Source organism: Mesorhizobium sp. WSM3866 (genome assembly GCF_002294795.1).
Lineage (GTDB): Bacteria > Pseudomonadota > Alphaproteobacteria > Rhizobiales > Rhizobiaceae > Mesorhizobium.
In genome coordinates this window covers 115,776-128,101 of sequence record NZ_NSGC01000008.1, presented here as the reverse complement: position 1 = coordinate 128,101, position 12,326 = coordinate 115,776, and the positions used below count along the sequence as shown (strand labels likewise).

Below are 12,326 nucleotides of genomic sequence, written 5' to 3'. Positions count from 1 at the left end.
AAGCAGAATCGGGCGGCGGCGAACAGGCATGGGCAGGGGCGAGGAGGACTAGTTAACATGTCGAAACGAGAAATCGGAACATCCCGCTCGCTCGGGATGCGCGTCGCCGAGTTGCGGGCCAGGATGGAAGACGCCCACATCACCGCACATGAAATAAAGACCTTCCAGAAGGTCGCGGCCATAATGGGGGGCGGCGATGGCTCCCTACGCATCGATGCGGACGATCTGATCGCCGCATCTTTCCTCACCGAGTCGTGCGAAGCTTCGCTGAACTGACAGCCGTTATCGATGTCGACTGGCTGCCGTCCAGCACTGGGCGGCAGTGAGCGGCGCTACGCGACAAAAGCCTTCGGCCGCGAGGGCTTTTTCGATGATGCTTGGTCCGATAAGCCCGATCCTATAGGCCCGGACTTCAGCAGCCTGTCACGCCAGCGGCCATTGCCGGCGCTGCTGGCTTATGCTCCTGGCCTTGAGACGTCTGATCTTGGCTTCGCGTAGCGCGGTGACGGGGTCGACGCCGGTCCACAGAATGCCGGCCTTCTGAGCGAATGCCACGAAGGCCTGCCGCGCTTCCCCGAGTTTCCTCTCGCCTGTCCGCGCCGCCTCGCAGGTCTGCACGGCCGCGGCATAACAGTCGCCGCGCATTGCCGGCGGCCATTCTTTGAGGAAATTCTGCATCGCCGCCAGGGAAGCGATCTCGCGCTTGAAACCGGCCCCGACTGCGATCGCCACCGGCGCGCGGAGCGGCATGTCGCTTGTGATGTGAACTGCAGTCATGGCGGGCCTTTGCTGGTCGAATTTATTCAATTCAAACAATGCGAAGCTGCCCCGGCGGTTCCGCCGGCAACAATCAATTAGGCGCCGCAGACGGAACAAGACCCCAATGCACGCGTTTGCCCCGGGAGCTCCTATGTTCGACCTGCCAGGTTTCCGCGACGGCGGAGGCGGGCGGAGCTCGCCAACACAACAGGAGACTTATGATGAAACGCACCCTTATTCCTGCTGTTGCCGGCCTTGCTCTGATCGCCGGCGTAGGCTTTGCCGCTGCGGACCAGATCATCGTCACGCCGGAGCAGCAGACTGTCGTCAAGGAATATGTCCACAAGCACCCGATCGCCTCGGTCAACATACTGGGGCTGGAACTGGGCGTCGGCTCGACGGTGCCTGACACGGTCGAGCTGCGGGAGGTGCCGGACGTTCAGTACAGATATGCCGTGGTCAACGATCGCACTGTCCTGATCGATCCTGGTACACGCAGGGTCATCCACGTCATCGAGTGATCTTACGCTTACGAGCCCCGATCCTCCCGCCATGCCGGCGGGGGGATGCCGGCTCCTAGGAAGGAGTCGCAGCCATGCATCACCCCCATGTCGAATCAGTCGACTGTGCAAAGGCGGTCGACCAGCTTCTGGCCGAACGCCGCACTGGCCTCTTATCGATGAAGGAAGCGATTGGCCTGCTGCGCAGGCGCACCGGAACCGAACGCTCTGACGCCGATTTAGCCGCATTGATTACAAAGAAGGCGGCGTATCTGGGCGTTGCGATCGTCTCCGACGTGCACTGAAGAAATCGCTGCCGAAGTTCAGGCACCTACGCGTCGATGCGCAAGACGCCACCGGAAAATTCAGCTAATGTTTCCGTCGGGGAGCGGCCCCACTCAAAGGAGGCGACAGTGACGGACGACAGGCAGGAACGCATTCGCCGGCGGGCGCACGAGATCTGGGAGCAGGCCGGCCGGCCGGAAGGCGCGCATATGGAGCACTGGGACCAGGCGGCCGCCGAGATCGACGCCGAAGTAAAGCCGAAGTCCAAGGCCGCGCCCAAAAAGACGGCCGCCGCCAAGCCGAAGTCGGCCAAGGCCGAAACGCCCGCCAAAGCCCCCGCCAAGGCCAAGGCTCCTGCCAAGCCGAAAGCCAAGGCCTGACCCCAGCGGCCGTTCCGCCGCTGCCATCCGCACCAACCGAAATGTAGCAAGCCCGCGCCCGAAGATTTAGGGCGCGGAGGTGGAGGCTAAACGGCTATCGCCTCCCTTGCTTTCTGGCGTATTGCGCAACGGCGCAGAGGAAAGCCAGCGCGGCGGTATCGCAGGCCGCCCGCGACGGCGACGGACCCTTGGCAAAAAGCACCGCGTCCGCGATCGGGATCGTCAGCCCATGCTTCCTGGCGAATGAGGTGACTTCGTAAGGCTGATCGTCGGCTGGTGCGCCGATGTCGATTTGCTGGTCTATCAAACGAGTTCCTCCCTGGTACGCGACTATGCCTTCCTTCGCCCGAAAGGAATTAACTACCGGCCGCTCGCCCGCGTCCACCAATTGGCAATTGTGTGAAACGATACATTTGTCGAGGTGCATCCGAAGGTTGCAAAATGGAATTCTCTACACCCGGCGCGGGCGGAAACCGTTCCGTCGCCGCGCTCCTTCGCGCCCCTCTGTCTCGTCGCGATTGGTGGTCTTCTTCCGCGAAGAAGGAAGACATCTCACTGCCAGGCATCGCTCGATTTTGCAAAGCGCACGGCCGCCGCAGTCATCGCGCACTCGCATTCGCTGATCAGCCTGAGGTTCCTCAAATATCGCGCGATCGTTTCGGGCAGCCAGGCTGCGCAGGCCTCGACATAGGCGCGGCCGTGCACCAGCGTGCCGGTCGAAAGCCGGTCGTCCTTCTCCGCGATCACCTTCAGATATTGCCGGATGAAGCGGATGTCGTCGGCGATGTCCTGGCTGGCCATGCGCCACGCGCCGGCCAGGCGTTCGCGCTCGGCGAGCGGCAAAGGCGAGAGCAAGGGGCGGGAAAGGTCGGCGAAAGCGGCATGGTTCGCGGTGTTCAAGAATATCCCCTCAACGAAGGGCAATATCGTACATTAGGTACGAAAAGTGGTCAAGAACGTTTCGTACAATTTGAACGATACCTCACCTGGACCGTCTCATGAAACCGTCGAGCTCGATGCGCGCTTCGTCGAGCGCCCTGCCGAGGACCAGGTCCACCATCTCGCGCCTGTCCGGCTGAAGCAGTTGCAAGCCTTTGCGCAGCGCCTCACGCCATGCTTCGCCCCGGTTCCACGCTTCCGCGAAGGCATGGGCGAGGTCGTCTCGCCGACGCGTGGTCTCGAGCGCCTCGACCAGCAGGCCCGCTTGATGCAGGTCCTTTTCCCGCTTGGCGGCAGCGCTTCGTTCGCGTCGCGCCGCGACGATCAGCTTGTGGACCGCAAAGCGTTCGGGAGAGGGGACCAGCACCGGCACGCCGGAGCGGTGGAGCAGTACTGCCCGCACCGGGTCTCGGATCAGGAAATCGAGGAAGCGCAAGGGCTGGGCCGAGGCGCCGCCCAGCGACGGCATCGGGCTGGCATGGTCAGCATGCTCGTCGCTGCCTCGGTTCGGAGTGAGGAATTCTATGCGGTAGCGCGAAGCATTCTCGAACTGCGTCGTGCGCCCCGCATCGGTTCGGTGCGGGATTTCCCGGAATGTCGGGTCGACCGCCTTCAGCACCTCGATGAGCGGCGGCATGCTGTCGTCGACTTCGGCCGAGACGGAATGGAACTGGGCAAAGTCGGCATCGCCGGTCTGCAGCGCGGCTCCTGGCAGTTTGACGCCGAGATGCCCTGCATAGGTCTGGAAGGCGACGGTGCCGACGAGCACCGCGCGCAGGCGGAAGAGCCCGGCCTTTTCCAGCGCCTCGACGACGTCGCCACTGAAAGCATCGGGCGCCGCCAGGCCGGCGTCGCGAACCAGCGTGGAGACCAGCTTGCGGCGAGCCCTGAGATCGTCCTTGATCTCCTTGAAGGCCGCGACCCGTTTGGCGATCTCGGGATCTTCCGCCGGGCCGACATAGCGCCTGAACTTTTGCGGCCGCGTCTCTTCGAAATACCAGTAGTCGCGGCCTTTCACCGGCACGCGCACGAAATTGCCTGCCGTCGAGAATTCGGTCTCGAAGGAGGCATCCAGGCTGCGCTGCACCAGCTCGGCATAGAGGGTACGATAGGCAAGATCGATGGTTTTCATGGCCGCTCCCGGGCGTGCGCAGCCTTATAAGAAACCTGCAATTTTCTTATAACTGGGCCTTATTCGGCGAGATTCAAGAGCATTATAAGAAACTGGTAAAAATCTTATAACGACCGGCATCTCCTAAGAGAGATGGGCCGCTCTTCTGCGGATTGGGGAAACGGTTTGCCCGGTGCGGTCGACGTCACGCCCGAAGACTCGACCTGGAAGGCGTTGAGGCCGGGCTTGGAAGCTTGGAGCAGCGCAGCTTCCGTTACGCCGATTACGGCTGCCGGACGAGCACACTACCTTGATCATTTCCGGAAACGCGTTCCTTGGCGCCAACCGACAAGCCGCCGCTGCTTTTTTCGAGGGACGCGGGCCGGCTACGCCTTCGCCGTCGACCGCGCGAAGCACGCAGGCGACCCGCTGATCGCGGCGAACAAGGACACGCTCACCAACCCGGCGCTGAACGACCGGCATTTTTTGAAGGAATGCTAACGGCGCCATCGGCACCATGGACATGGCGAAGATGGAAGCGATGGGCGGGTATTTGTTTGCCTCGGGAATTCTGCTCGACGGCAACGGCAAGGCGCTGAAGGAAAGGCCATACTTCGAGACATAGCGCAGGTAATTGTTGCAGGTGGCCGGCGTTTCGCGCGCCATGACATGATTGAGCATGTCGAGTTGCCCGAAAGCGCTAGCGAGAACTAGCTGTCCGGCGCTGAAGGCAGGAGCCGTGCATATCTGTGCCGCAGATCGGCGACGGCCTGTCTGCTGGTATTGCGCACTTCTGTTTGGCTTCCGGTCTGGGCGGCGGCAGTGATCTTGCGCAGCATCGCATCGTAGTCGTCCGGAAATTCGCGGGCGACAGCCTCAGAGATCTGGAGATCCTGCTTCCGGATCTAGGCATCGATGTAGGCGGTGATCACAGGCTGGGGCGGCTTCGCCACCGACTCATGGTGATATCTGCCGCCACCGAACATCGCTGGTAGCACTTTTGCCTCAACGAAGCTCAAAGGGGACGACCGCCTCCACCTGCAACCATTTCCAACGCGACATCCGCCCCTCTAAAATGCCTGTCTAGTTCAGTCCGAGGCTCAGCGCCTTCTTGCGGTCGGCCTCGGCGCGCTTCAAATCGCCCTTAGCTCTCCAGGAATGTGCCCTCAAATCGTAGGCGTCGGCATATGTCGGGTCGATCTCGATAGAGCGGCTGTACTCGGCGATGGCGCCATCGTGGTCGCCTTGGCTTTCCTTGATTGCACCTAGACCGAAATGGGCGCCAGCGCTCTTCTTCCGGTCCAGGCTGATCGCCTTGTTGAAGTCTCGCGTTGCGCTGTCGATGTCTTTTTTGCCGCATAGGCAAAGCCGCGATCGATGTAGAAGCGCGCGACTTTGGGATCCAGTTCGATCGCCTTGTCGAAGTCTGTCATCGCACCCTCGTAATCGGCCTTCTCCAGCCTTTTGGTTGCCCGTCCGTAATAGGCCATGCTCCAACTCTGATCGATCTCGAGGCCTCGGTCATAGTCGGCTAACGCCCGGTCAAGCTCGTTTTTCTTCCCCCACAAAGCGGCACGCCCAAAATAGGCATCGCTGCTCTTCGGCGCGAGTTCGATGACCTTGCTGAAATCGGCAATGGCGCCATCATAGTCATGGGTGTCGGTGCGGACCATCGCCCGTCCGCGATAGCCGGCGGGGTTTTTCGGATCGAGCGCGATGGCCTGTTCGAACGCGGTGGTGGCGCGTGCATACTTGCGTTTCTTGTACCAGACGTAGCCGTGGTCGACGATGGTCTTCAACTTGCTCTGGTCAGAGCCGACAGGATCGCTTCCGGCTGACTTGCGTTTGGCCGCCACGGCGAGCTTGCGGCCCTCCTCGGCTAGGGCCAGCCTTGGATCCAGCTTGAGCGCCTGGTCGTAGTCCGCAATCGCCTGGTCGTAATCGCCGTTGGCGAGCCAGGCGCTGCCACGCCCGAAATAGATTGGCGCAGAACTGGGGTCGATCTTGGCCGCGCGGCTGAAATCGGCGATCGCTCGATCCAGTTCGTTCTTCTTGCTCCAGGCGACGGCGCGGCCGAGGTAAGCTTCGACGTAGGCAGGATAGAGTTCGATCCCCTTGCCGTAATCATCGATGGCCGCGTCATACTTGCCCTTCGCTACCAGCGACATGCCGCGCCCCAGATATGCGGACGCCATTTTCGGATCGAGCGTGATGGCTTTGTTGTATTCGGCAATGGCGCGATCAAATTTGTGCCTCTTGTAGAGGGCATCGCCGAGATCGGTGAAAGCCTTGAGCTTCTTCGGATCAGGCCCGCCGGCTTCGGCCGCGACATCGCCTTTTCCTCTTGCCGCGTCGGCCGCCTTGCGGCTGACCAGGTAATCCGGATTGTGCGGGTCGAGGTCGATTGCCCGGTCGAAATCGGCGATGGCGCCGTCATAGTCCTTCCTGTCGGCCCGTGCCATGCCGCGCCCATAATAGCTGGCGGCGTCTTTCGGATCGATCGCGATCGCTAATGAATAGGCCGCGATCGCCCGCCCGCCGTCGCCCTTGGCGTGCCAGGCCATGCCCTTGCAAAAGAACGCGTCGCGCGCCTTCGGGTCGAGCGTGGCGGCATGGCCGCAATCGGCAAGCGCGCCCTCGACATCGCCCGACATGGTTTTGGCCATCCCCCGGCGAATATGGGCCGAGACCAGATCCGGAACGAGCTGGATCACCCGATCGTAGTCGGCGATCGCTAGGTCGTAGGCGCGCTTGGCGGCCAAGGCCTTGCCGACAGCCGCATCTGGGCGCGCTCGAGCAGGATCCTGGCGGTCGCCGGATCCCTGCCTGGCTTCGCGGCGGTCGGCTTGCCTTGCTCGCCGGGCAGGTGTTCCCTGCACGTGCCTGCCCGCTTCGGGTCGAGCTCGACGGCTCGCCGGCAGTCGCCGACGGCGAGGTCGAAATTGCCAAGCAAGGCCTCCGCGATGGATCGGTGGTAGTAGGCATCGGCGTTGTAGGGATCGAGGCCGATGACAAAGCTGAATGTATCTATCGCGCCCTTGGGGTCGACCTGCATCTGCTGCAACCCCGATTTCATATTCCAGTCGATGGCGGCGGAATTGTCGCGCTTGGCATAGAGTTGCGGCGGCTCATACGTGGGAGGCGCGATAGGCTTGGCCGCCTGCGGCTCAGCTGGGATTGGGACATGAGCCTGACTGGTCGTAGCGCCCGGTGACTGCAGCACGGGTTGCCACTCGGCCCTGCGCTTGCCAATCTGGACGCTCAGCCGTTCCTTTCGGTAGTCCGCGTTGGCCGGGTCGAGCGCGATTGCCTTGTCCAGGTCCGCTATTGCCTTATCAGGATCGCTCGCCTCCCAGACAAGCGCCCTCTCGAAATACGATTTTGGATCGTCGGCACTGATGGAAATCGCTTTGTCGAGATCGGCAAGCGCCTCTTTCGAATTGCCGACTCGAGCCATAGTCATGCCGCGCACGCGGTAAGCCGGGGCGTTGGCCGGGTCGCGGCGTACGGCTTCATCCAGATCGGCGATAGCGCGGGCATAATTCTTCTTTAAGCCCCAGCTCTTGGCGCGGTTGAAGTAGAATGCGGAACTTGCTGGATTGAGCCGGATCGCCTCGTCGAATGCGGCGATGGCGCGGGTATGGTCGCCCTTTTCCTGCCATTCTATGCCGACCGCATTTTGGGCGGTGGCGGTTTTCTCGCCACCTCCGTCGCGCGGCTCGCCAAAAGCCTCGGCGATCCGGCGTGAGCAATCACGCCCTTTGTCTGCATCGACGCCGGCGATGTGCTTGCAATCGGCTTCCGCGCGCCTGCGCTCGCCCTTGGCGATCCATGAAAGTGCGCGGTCATGGTAAGGGGTGATGGGGTCCGCGCGGACGCTCTCTGCTTTGTCATAGTCGGCTTGGGCCCGCGTGGCGTCGCCCTTGTCCTCCCAGGCGACGCCGCGCACGCCATAGGCCATCTCGTTGGCGGGATCGATGTCGATCGCCTTGTCGCATTCGACAATCGCACGGTCGTGCTCGCCTTTCTTGTTGAGTGCCCTGGCGCGGTCGGCATAGAGGTTGGCATCGTCTGGCGTGAGCGCGATTGCGCGAGTGTAGTCCGCGACGGCTCGCTCGAAATCTGCCTTGCTCTCCCAGGCAATGGCGCGATTGGTAAAGGCGGGCACGTATGTCGGATCAAGCGCGAGCACGTCGGTCATGTCGGCGATGACGCGGTCGATATCGTTCTTCTGCGTGTAAGCCAGGCCACGCCAGAAATAGGCGTTAACGCGAAGATCGGGAATCTCGGCGCTGTCCTCGGCGATGGGCGTGCAGACGCTAATCTGCTGGTCGGCGGAGAGGGCGCCGTCGCTGAAGCAAGTAGCGTAATCCTTGCTCTCTGCGAGGGCCGGACTGCGAAGCCCGCCAAGCGTCACCACTATTCCCGCCGGCGCCAAAAGCGGGCCAAATGAAAGCCATGCAACGAATGCGCGGGTGAACGCGCCGGTGCGGCGTGACATGTTTTGATCCTCCCCCCGGAGTTGCCGCGGCAGCGGCTGCAATTGCCTATATAGTTCCGTTTTTGTTCCGAAATGCAAGCAGAAATTGCGAACGCTATCCTGTGTTCGCTCTCGGCCAAAGAACGCAACCCTCAAAGCCTGGCAACGCGACGTTCTTCTTGTTCTTCGTTGAGCGACGGTTTCTCAGCGAGATTGTCTCTCACATATCGATCATTGAGCGCTTGACCCGCCCGATGATGGTGATCGCGCCTTCGAGCTCCGGCGGCGGGATGTCGAGATAGGACGCCGGCTGGAAGGGCGGGGTGTCGTTCGGGCGGTAGCGCTTGTAGGTGGCGCGGCCGGTTTCGTCGGCGATCACATAGCAGCCATTGGTCACCAGCCGCTTGTCGCGCAGGTTGACGAAGATGATCGAATCCGGCGGCGAGATCTTGTTCATCGACGGTCCGTCGACGCGCAGCGCAATCCACTCGCCTTCCTCGAGATCGGCGGTGGGGATGGTCGGGTAGTCCGAAAGGTTGACCACGCTGTCCTGGCTGCCGAGTTCGCCGGCGCTGATCCACGATACGATCGGCACGTCGATGGTGATGGGCGAGGCGGCGAGGTGCACAGGCGCGGCTTCGACGCCGTCGGCGTCAAACAAGAGCCAGCCCGGGTCGACGCCGAACAGCCGGCCGTATTTCTCCGCCGCCTTGCGCGACAGCGGCCGGTTGCCGTTCTCATGGCTGATAAGCGTGTTCTTGTTGATTTCGCGCAAGGCCCGAGCGGCATCGCTGGGCGAGGCATAGCCGGCCTGGGCGCGCGCCTGCTGCAATCTGTGCCGAGAATCCATCATCGTACAAAATGCCTGAAAATTATCGTCCAAATTGTACGATTTCGCTTGCGCGTCATTCGTACATAACGTACGCTTAGCGCATGAATGAGCCTACCGCAAGCGTTTCCGCATTCCCTGCGAGCATCTCCGCCGCGAATGTGCCGGGGCCGCCCACGAGCATCTCGGGGCTGCCAACGAGCATCTCGGGGCTAATTGATTCCTGGCAGAGTATCGGCGCCTTCGCCGCAGATGTCGGCTGCGGCTATGAAGCCGCCCGCCAGATGCGCCGTCGCGGACGCATCGCGCCGCAGCACTGGCCGCATGTGGTGGCCGCGAGCCGCAGGCGCGGCATTGCCGGTATCAGCTACGAATGGCTGGCGGGCCATCGCGCCGCTGCCGCCATGCAAGGGGAGGCGGCATGAACGCGCTTGCCTCGCCTGTCGAATTCCAATCGTCCGGGCCGTCCTCCTCCCCGGTCCGGACGCTTTCCGGGGCCTCTGCCCCGGATCCGGTCGAACCGCCCGCACCCCGGTTCACCGGAACGGCCGGAGCCGCTCCTCCCCCGGCTCCGGCCCCCAATTCGGGCCGGCTCGTCTCCTGCATCCGCACCGAGGACGGCACCGTCATCCTGTTCGACCGCAAGGCGGGCCTGGCGGTGTCGGGCCTGACCCGGGCCGCCGCCGAGGCGGCCCTTCTTCGCCTGCTTGGTGCGGCGCCCGGCGCCGCCTGATCCCAACCGTTTCCCTGACCTGACCAACGGCCCCGCGGCCGAACCCTGGCGCTTGGCCACATGCCGAGCGCTTCGCAACCCTTCGCAAGCAATGGAATGAGACATGGCTGCCGCCTACACCGAAAAGGAAATCGACGAGATCGCCGCCTGGCTGAAGGAGGGGCTATCGGCCTCCCGCATCGCCGGCCGCTTCAGCGCGCTGCGCGGCAGCCCGGTCTCGCGCAACGCCATTATCGGCATCGTGCACCGCAACGCCGGCCTTCGTGCCATCGGCTTCGCCAACCCGAAGGGTGGCCGCGCCGCGGCAGGCCGCGGAAACATGCACGGCCGGACCGGCCGGGCCGGCGGGGCAGGGTGGCGGCTGGAGGTGTCACGCTCTCCGAGCCGGCAGCGCTTTCCAGGCATGCCGAACTGATTGAGGGCGCCGGCGCCGCAACTGCCAATCTCCCCCCTTGCGGGGGAGATGCCCGGCAGGGCAGAGGGGGGTGCTGTCCCGCCAACCTATCGGCTGTTGAGCTATCCACGGAGCCGGATGCCCGCACTCCCCCCAAACCCAAAAAATCCAAAGCCCGCAAACCGGCGCGCAGCATGCCGCCCGCCTGGCTTTCCCCCGGCACCCGCGAGAAATCGGACGTCCAGCTCTACAAGCTCCCCGCGCCGCCGCCCCCGGTAAACCCCGGCCGCCAGCCGCATGTCGCGGCGATGCGCTTCCTTGATTGCCTGTTCAAGCGCTGCCGCGCGCCGGTCGATCTCGCGTTGCGCGAGGAGGCGGACGAGGATCCCGTCGGCGCGCGGCCCGGTCCCGACATGCTCTGCTGCGGCCTGCCGACGTCGGCCACGCGCTCCTACTGCGCGCATCATCATGCGCGGTTTCACGGCCATCGCGGGAGGGGGATGTGAGAGTGGCAACAATGAAGGCGCCGGGCAGCGGCAGGTGGCTAATCTCCCCCCTTGCGGGGGAGATGTCCGGCAGGACAGAGGGGGGTGTGAAGGAACGCCAGCCTCGCCAATCCTTTCAAGGTACGACAGCAGTACAATGGGCAAAGTGGAGGACAAGCAGAGCGGATAGGCTGGCGGGACAGCACCCCCCTCTGGCCTGCCGGCCATCTCCCCCGCAAGGGGGGAGATTAGCCACCTGCCGCTGCCCGGCCTCTCATCAGGCAATCCCATGAGCGGTACGACCTGGTCGAAGTTTTTCTGGTCGGATTGGGAGTCCGATCCAAATCTGCGCCTCTGCTCGCTGGCGGCCCAAGGCCTGTGGATGCGGATGCTCTGCATTGCCGCCGCGCACGAGCCGGTTGGCTATGTCGCCATCGCCGGCAAGGGGCTGGAGGAGGCGGCGCTCGCGCGCCTTGCCGGCTGCACAGAAATGGAGCTGGGATGCCTGCTTGCCGAGCTCGAGCAGAACCGCGTCTTCTCGCGAGACCGGCATGGCCGCATCTACTCCCGGCGCATGATCGCGGATGCGCGTAAGGCGCGCGTGGTGCGCCGCAACGGCCTCAAGGGCGGCAACCCAAGCCTTTCGAAAGAAAGGGCGTTTTCGCGCTTGGATAAGCGGCGGGTTAAGTCAGGGGATAAGGGGGAGGATAAGCCCCAGAGTCCAGAATCCAAGAATCCAGAATCCAACAATCCAATAGCCATAGATCCATCGGGAGAAAACGCCCTGGCGTTTTCTTCCCGGGCTGCCGCTCCGCGGCAAAAGAACGAGAAATTATTTTCGGGCCGTTCAGCCGGACAGAACTGGCATCGCCGCAAGACACATGTCGATGCCGCCAACGCCATCATCGAGGAGATCAATGACCGCAGCCGAATTGCAGCAGGCGGCGAAAGCGCTGGCCGCGATGTTCAGTTGCTTCCCGCAATCCGCGCTCGCTGATCCCGAGATGCAGCTGCGCGGCTATCTCGCAGCCGTGCAGGATGCCGAGCTTGCCGATGTGCAAGCCGCGATCCAGCGCTTCATCCGCGGCGAGGCGAAGGTCGACAACGCCCAGTTCTGCCCGTCCAGCGCCCAGCTTTCGATCGAGGTGCGGGAACGGCGGCTGATGCGGGAGCTGTTGGCGAAGCGGGCGCTCATTTCTTCGCCGCCGCGAAGTGGGGGGTCCGAAGGACGGGCGAGACCCGTGGTTCGCCCCGGCTAGTCGCGCGGCGCAGCCGCGACGGAGGGGGAGCCGACAATGATCGAAATGCCGGCGGGACGGCGCCCCCCTCTGTCCTGCCGGACATCTCCCCCACAAGGGGGGAGATCAGACTTCGCCACCGCTTTCGCCAACCTCCACCCTCGCAGGTCTGAGCGGGGACGCCCAAGCTGCC

Annotated in this window: 19 protein-coding genes; 11 read left to right on the top strand and 8 right to left on the bottom strand. The window is 63.3% G+C overall.

What is annotated here, in order from left to right; genetic code table 11:
- The first annotated feature begins 57 nt into the window (after nt 1-57).
- Nucleotides 58-276 carry a hypothetical protein gene (locus CK222_RS19260; RefSeq protein WP_067001044.1) on the top strand — a complete coding sequence of 73 codons (219 nt, stop codon included), beginning with the start codon at nt 58-60 and terminating at the stop codon, nt 274-276.
- A gap of 147 nt (nt 277-423) precedes the next feature.
- Here the strand turns inward: CK222_RS19260 and CK222_RS19255 are convergent, their stop codons facing one another.
- The gene (locus CK222_RS19255; RefSeq protein WP_245322363.1) at nt 424-777 is read right to left on the bottom strand and encodes a DUF982 domain-containing protein; all 354 of its coding nucleotides are present in this window, start codon (nt 775-777) and stop codon (nt 424-426) included.
- A gap of 203 nt (nt 778-980) precedes the next feature.
- Here CK222_RS19255 and CK222_RS19250 point away from each other — a divergent pair, with 203 nt between their 5' ends.
- The 3 genes from CK222_RS19250 (at nt 981) to CK222_RS19240 (ending at nt 1,924) form a co-directional block, all read left to right on the top strand.
- Nucleotides 981-1,280 carry a DUF1236 domain-containing protein gene (locus CK222_RS19250; protein WP_067001089.1) on the top strand — a complete coding sequence of 100 codons (300 nt, stop codon included), beginning with the start codon at nt 981-983 and terminating at the stop codon, nt 1,278-1,280.
- 74 nt (nt 1,281-1,354) lie between these two features.
- Entirely contained in the window at nt 1,355-1,564 is a 210-nt protein-coding gene (locus tag CK222_RS19245) for a hypothetical protein (protein ID WP_067001047.1), read from the top strand.
- A 108-nt stretch (nt 1,565-1,672) separates the two neighbouring features.
- The gene (locus CK222_RS19240; RefSeq protein ID WP_095778871.1) at nt 1,673-1,924 is read left to right on the top strand and encodes a DUF2934 domain-containing protein; all 252 of its coding nucleotides are present in this window, start codon (nt 1,673-1,675) and stop codon (nt 1,922-1,924) included.
- A gap of 94 nt (nt 1,925-2,018) precedes the next feature.
- Here CK222_RS19240 and CK222_RS32945 read toward each other — a convergent pair whose 3' ends face one another.
- The 4 genes from CK222_RS32945 to CK222_RS31760 form a co-directional block, all read right to left on the bottom strand.
- Nucleotides 2,019-2,351, bottom strand: coding sequence for a hypothetical protein (locus CK222_RS32945; protein WP_082980647.1), 333 nt, complete (start codon nt 2,349-2,351; stop codon nt 2,019-2,021).
- Nucleotides 2,352-2,476: 125 nt separating this feature from the next.
- Nucleotides 2,477-2,824 carry a hypothetical protein gene (locus tag CK222_RS19230; protein ID WP_095801443.1) on the bottom strand — a complete coding sequence of 116 codons (348 nt, stop codon included), beginning with the start codon at nt 2,822-2,824 and terminating at the stop codon, nt 2,477-2,479.
- An 82-nt stretch (nt 2,825-2,906) separates the two neighbouring features.
- On the bottom strand, nt 2,907-3,995 hold the full coding sequence (locus CK222_RS19225) for a GSU2403 family nucleotidyltransferase fold protein (RefSeq protein WP_095801442.1): 1,089 nt from the start codon (nt 3,993-3,995) through the stop codon (nt 2,907-2,909).
- A gap of 123 nt (nt 3,996-4,118) precedes the next feature.
- Nucleotides 4,119-4,655, bottom strand: a complete 537-nt coding sequence (locus CK222_RS31760; protein WP_141247088.1) for a hypothetical protein — start codon at nt 4,653-4,655, stop codon at nt 4,119-4,121.
- A 68-nt stretch (nt 4,656-4,723) separates the two neighbouring features.
- Here CK222_RS31760 and CK222_RS31755 point away from each other — a divergent pair, with 68 nt between their 5' ends.
- On the top strand, nt 4,724-4,969 hold the full coding sequence (locus CK222_RS31755) for a hypothetical protein (protein WP_141247087.1): 246 nt from the start codon (nt 4,724-4,726) through the stop codon (nt 4,967-4,969).
- A gap of 270 nt (nt 4,970-5,239) precedes the next feature.
- Here CK222_RS31755 and CK222_RS19210 read toward each other — a convergent pair whose 3' ends face one another.
- From CK222_RS19210 to CK222_RS19200, 3 genes are all read right to left on the bottom strand, one after another.
- Nucleotides 5,240-6,736 carry a tetratricopeptide repeat protein gene (locus tag CK222_RS19210; protein WP_095801440.1) on the bottom strand — a complete coding sequence of 499 codons (1,497 nt, stop codon included), beginning with the start codon at nt 6,734-6,736 and terminating at the stop codon, nt 5,240-5,242.
- Nucleotides 6,709-8,475 carry a tetratricopeptide repeat protein gene (locus CK222_RS19205; protein WP_141247086.1) on the bottom strand — a complete coding sequence of 589 codons (1,767 nt, stop codon included), beginning with the start codon at nt 8,473-8,475 and terminating at the stop codon, nt 6,709-6,711. Before CK222_RS19205 ends, CK222_RS19210 begins: the two co-directional genes overlap by 28 nt.
- Before the next feature lie 199 nt (nt 8,476-8,674).
- Nucleotides 8,675-9,307 carry an XRE family transcriptional regulator gene (locus CK222_RS19200; RefSeq protein ID WP_067321658.1) on the bottom strand — a complete coding sequence of 211 codons (633 nt, stop codon included), beginning with the start codon at nt 9,305-9,307 and terminating at the stop codon, nt 8,675-8,677.
- 80 nt (nt 9,308-9,387) lie between these two features.
- Here CK222_RS19200 and CK222_RS19195 point away from each other — a divergent pair, with 80 nt between their 5' ends.
- From CK222_RS19195 to CK222_RS31740, 6 genes are all read left to right on the top strand, one after another.
- Nucleotides 9,388-9,708, top strand: coding sequence for a hypothetical protein (locus CK222_RS19195; protein WP_245433098.1), 321 nt, complete (start codon nt 9,388-9,390; stop codon nt 9,706-9,708).
- The gene (locus CK222_RS31750) at nt 9,705-10,016 is read left to right on the top strand and encodes a hypothetical protein (RefSeq protein WP_067001068.1); all 312 of its coding nucleotides are present in this window, start codon (nt 9,705-9,707) and stop codon (nt 10,014-10,016) included. The genes CK222_RS19195 and CK222_RS31750 overlap by 4 nt, the downstream gene beginning before the upstream one ends.
- A gap of 103 nt (nt 10,017-10,119) precedes the next feature.
- On the top strand, nt 10,120-10,431 hold the full coding sequence (locus CK222_RS32940) for a hypothetical protein (RefSeq protein WP_245433096.1): 312 nt from the start codon (nt 10,120-10,122) through the stop codon (nt 10,429-10,431).
- A 173-nt stretch (nt 10,432-10,604) separates the two neighbouring features.
- Nucleotides 10,605-10,916 carry a hypothetical protein gene (locus tag CK222_RS19180; RefSeq protein WP_095801438.1) on the top strand — a complete coding sequence of 104 codons (312 nt, stop codon included), beginning with the start codon at nt 10,605-10,607 and terminating at the stop codon, nt 10,914-10,916.
- A 268-nt stretch (nt 10,917-11,184) separates the two neighbouring features.
- The gene (locus tag CK222_RS19175) at nt 11,185-11,892 is read left to right on the top strand and encodes a hypothetical protein (RefSeq protein ID WP_067322350.1); all 708 of its coding nucleotides are present in this window, start codon (nt 11,185-11,187) and stop codon (nt 11,890-11,892) included.
- Nucleotides 11,813-12,154, top strand: a complete 342-nt coding sequence (locus CK222_RS31740) for a hypothetical protein (protein ID WP_127326152.1) — start codon at nt 11,813-11,815, stop codon at nt 12,152-12,154. Before CK222_RS19175 ends, CK222_RS31740 begins: the two co-directional genes overlap by 80 nt.
- Nucleotides 12,155-12,326 lie beyond the last annotated feature (172 nt).

Coding starts and splice junctions, on each gene's coding strand:
- CK222_RS32940 (WP_245433096.1), top strand. CDS start 10,120: ATGGCTGCCGCCTACACCGAAAAGGAAATCGACGAGATCGCCGCCTGG.
- CK222_RS19195 (WP_245433098.1), top strand. CDS start 9,388: ATGAATGAGCCTACCGCAAGCGTTTCCGCATTCCCTGCGAGCATCTCC.
- CK222_RS31760 (WP_141247088.1), bottom strand. CDS start 4,655: ATGCTCAATCATGTCATGGCGCGCGAAACGCCGGCCACCTGCAACAAT.
- CK222_RS19175 (WP_067322350.1), top strand. CDS start 11,185: ATGAGCGGTACGACCTGGTCGAAGTTTTTCTGGTCGGATTGGGAGTCC.
- CK222_RS19180 (WP_095801438.1), top strand. CDS start 10,605: ATGCCGCCCGCCTGGCTTTCCCCCGGCACCCGCGAGAAATCGGACGTC.
- CK222_RS19205 (WP_141247086.1), bottom strand. CDS start 8,475: ATGTCACGCCGCACCGGCGCGTTCACCCGCGCATTCGTTGCATGGCTT.
- CK222_RS19225 (WP_095801442.1), bottom strand. CDS start 3,995: ATGAAAACCATCGATCTTGCCTATCGTACCCTCTATGCCGAGCTGGTG.
- CK222_RS19260 (WP_067001044.1), top strand. CDS start 58: ATGTCGAAACGAGAAATCGGAACATCCCGCTCGCTCGGGATGCGCGTC.
- CK222_RS31750 (WP_067001068.1), top strand. CDS start 9,705: ATGAACGCGCTTGCCTCGCCTGTCGAATTCCAATCGTCCGGGCCGTCC.
- CK222_RS19250 (WP_067001089.1), top strand. CDS start 981: ATGAAACGCACCCTTATTCCTGCTGTTGCCGGCCTTGCTCTGATCGCC.
- CK222_RS19200 (WP_067321658.1), bottom strand. CDS start 9,307: ATGATGGATTCTCGGCACAGATTGCAGCAGGCGCGCGCCCAGGCCGGC.
- CK222_RS19245 (WP_067001047.1), top strand. CDS start 1,355: ATGCATCACCCCCATGTCGAATCAGTCGACTGTGCAAAGGCGGTCGAC.
- CK222_RS19255 (WP_245322363.1), bottom strand. CDS start 777: ATGACTGCAGTTCACATCACAAGCGACATGCCGCTCCGCGCGCCGGTG.
- CK222_RS31740 (WP_127326152.1), top strand. CDS start 11,813: ATGACCGCAGCCGAATTGCAGCAGGCGGCGAAAGCGCTGGCCGCGATG.
- CK222_RS32945 (WP_082980647.1), bottom strand. CDS start 2,351: ATGCACCTCGACAAATGTATCGTTTCACACAATTGCCAATTGGTGGAC.